2 protein-coding genes are annotated in these 3,086 nt (G+C 33.6%); one reads left to right on the plus strand and one right to left on the minus strand.

Features of this window, described 5'->3' with window-relative positions:
- Positions 1 to 92 precede the first annotated feature (92 nt).
- A complete protein-coding gene (locus tag BM102_RS14115) occupies positions 93 to 860 on the minus strand; it encodes a ParA family protein (protein WP_090483014.1) in 768 nt (255 codons plus the stop codon).
- 1,260 nt (positions 861 to 2,120) lie between these two features.
- Here BM102_RS14115 and BM102_RS14120 point away from each other — a divergent pair.
- Positions 2,121 to 3,086, plus strand: a 966-nt coding sequence (locus BM102_RS14120; protein WP_090483016.1) for an RNA-binding domain-containing protein, incomplete at its 3' end; no start/stop codon positions are given.

Consider the following 3,086-nt stretch of genomic DNA (forward strand, 5'->3'; position numbering starts at 1 on the left):
TTGGTTTTACCTTTTATATCAACTTTTGGTGGCATAGTTTCTCCTTTCTATATTTGATATTAAAGTAATATTTATATAATATTAAATAAATATTAATTTAATGTTGGTAATATCTCTTTTACTAGAGCTTTGTAGTCTTCCATTGCTGAACAGCTTGGAGCCCATTCAATAAGCGGTTGCATTTGACTTTGTGCTTCCCTTACTTTTACGGTTTCTCGTATTTTTGCCTCAAATACCATTGTATTTGCTTCCGCTGCCATTTTATTCAATGCATCATATATTGCAGCATTTAAGTTAGTTCTTGCTGAATATTTGACCATTAATATTCCCAGTAATTCTAGGTTTGGATTTGTATATTTCTTTACACTTTCTATTGTTTGAAATAGCTGCTCCAATCCCACCATTGATAGATATGAACATTCTGTTGGAATTAGTAGTTTTGTACTTGCTGTTAAGCTCATTATGTTTAATAATCCAAGTGCAGGCGGTGTATCTATCAATATGTAATCATATTCTGCACCTTCAATTGCTTCTTTCAGCATTTGTTCTTTGCCAATTTTGTTAAAGGCTATGTCTGCATTTGAGAGCCATACTGATCCTGGAATTACATCATAATATGTTGCTTTTACTATGCATTCCTCTAATGTGCTATTTCCATTTAAAAGTGTGTATAGGTTATGTTCGGCACAGTCCTCCAATTCTATTCCTGAAATTGTTGTGAGATTACATTGTGGGTCTGTGTCGATACATAGTACTTTCTTGTTGTAGAGTTTTCCTAGAATTTCGCCTAGAATTTGGACAGTTGAACTCTTTGCACATCCACCTTTCTGGATGTTTACACTTATAATTTCTGTGTTCATTATTTTCCCTTTCCTTAATATTTATATAATATTAAATAAATATTAATATAATATTATTTTAAGATTAATCTAATGTTTAAATAATATTTTTTTAGAATTATTATAATATTTATTTAATATCAAAATATCACACTTGAGAATAAAATGGAAGTGCTATTCAAAAAAAATATCACGCATTTGTGAAGAAACCACTTGAATATATGTTTATGATTCATTAGAATATTAGACATGAGGGAAATAAAAAAAGCACCTATTCGCAGTAGGTACTTTTAGATTTGCAATGATACGGGAAATATCAATTGCTAAAACAATATCTATGTTATGGAATTATTATATCGATAAATCACTGATTTTACAACCGCTACATCTTGTTTTTGTGGTATTTCATAACTCAAATTCTTGTTTTTAGCAACGTTCGTTGCAATGACTTCCTGCTATTCACGTATTATTTGGTTTTTAGATTTTAAGTACGTGAAATAATTTAATATAGTCCTGGCACCATCCAGGGGGAAGAACGGTCGTGTTGAGAGGAATAATCACGTTATAACAACCTTTTCGAAATTGGATCAGAGTTAATCGCCTGCTATAATTCGGAGGAATCACTGTTAGAGAGTGGCGGGGAAGCTGGGTTGAACGGCGGCTCTGAACCGCTTTATTCTGTCCAGTTTACCAATCTGGACGAGCTCTATATGGGTTTATATCAAATATTGAAAGATGGAGTTACCGTGCTTCGTGTTATATGGGCAGTAAGCCGTGAGAAAGCAAGCTGCTAAGGCTATATCAAACATATAACTAGGGGGGCCGACAAACGACGATTACGTGCGACGTTTGAACCGAAGACCTTGGTCGCTAGGATTTTCCTTGTAGTTGGACGTGTAGTAATACATGTAGTGATAAATACGGATTACCTCAGGCGTGAACCGCCTACATATCATTCCCTTCGCAATTCTCGAATTTTGCAATATCCGTGGGATTTTACAATTTTGCAGGTTCGAGAATTGCGGGGGGAAGCTCAAAGCCGTTTCCTAGAGCATCCCCACCTACGCCTAGGCTAGCCTCTATCTAATGTCAAGTCTTCAAGTAAAAAATTCAAGAGGCTGCAGAGCTGTCTTGCTGGTTCTCTTCTTAGCATTATATGTGTGAAGATATATATATTGAGGTTCTAATTTGAGTTGTGATCATCTTTATTGAAGTTGCATTGAAGTTATTATTGAAGTACAATTGAAGTTGTTATTGAACTTCTTCAATTGGAGGTAGATTATGTTTTTAGAAGAGCTTTTGAATAATACGGTATTTGAGAACGGGGAGATAGAGTGTAAGCAGATTTTGAATAGGGATAATATTGAAGGATGGATTAAAACAATAGCTGGTTTTGCTAATGCTAATGGTGGAACTATGTATATTGGAGTTGATGATAAAACTAATAAACTTATTGGATTCGAACGTAAACAAGCTGATAATGAGCGAAATTATTTTAATAATCAAATAAATGAGCATATTTCTCCAAGACCGCCATATAAAGTTGATTTTATTGGATTCACTGTTAAAGATAAAGAGCGATTTATAATAGCTGTAACTGTAGGAAAATCTCTTGTTAGGCCTGTAATAGTGAAATTTAAAAATGTGCCTGCTATTTATATGCGAAGAGAAGGTTTTACTAATGGAGCTACTTATGAAGAAATTATCGAAATGAGCATAAAGAGTCAAAACAAATCTTTTGATACGATTATTTCTGATCAAACCTATGAAAAAAAAGATTTTACTAAGTTATTCTCATTTTATGAAGAGCACACTGATGGAAAAAAGCTATCTGAAAAAGCGCTTACATCACTAGGCTTTTTTGATGAAAATGGGATGCTGGCAAATGGAGCAATCCTATTCTCTGATGATTACAATGATAACAAGACAGAAGTGCAGTGTTCGGCATATTCGGGATTTAATAAGGGGAGTGAGAGAATTGTTACCGTTAATAAATTTTCTGGATGTATAACAGATACAATTAAATATATGCAGGATTTTATAACTCAAAGGATGAATCATACGATGATAAAAAAAGCTTCTTCTAGAATCAATATTGATTCTTATCCAGCTAGAGCATTATTCGAAGGAATAATTAATTCGGTTGCACATCGTGATTATTTTTTGGATGGCACTCAAATCCAAGTTGATCTGTTTAAGGATAGATTAGAAATTTCGTCACCTGGCAGTTTTTTTCAGAGCGAAAAA

Origin of the sequence: Pseudobutyrivibrio sp. JW11 (genome assembly GCF_900115355.1) — a bacterium.
Classification (GTDB): domain Bacteria; phylum Bacillota; class Clostridia; order Lachnospirales; family Lachnospiraceae; genus Pseudobutyrivibrio; species Pseudobutyrivibrio ruminis.

Excerpts from the sequence above, each read along its gene's own strand:
- BM102_RS14115 (WP_090483014.1), bottom strand. The coding sequence starts at position 860 with ATGAACACAGAAATTATAAGTGTAAACATCCAGAAAGGTGGATGTGCA.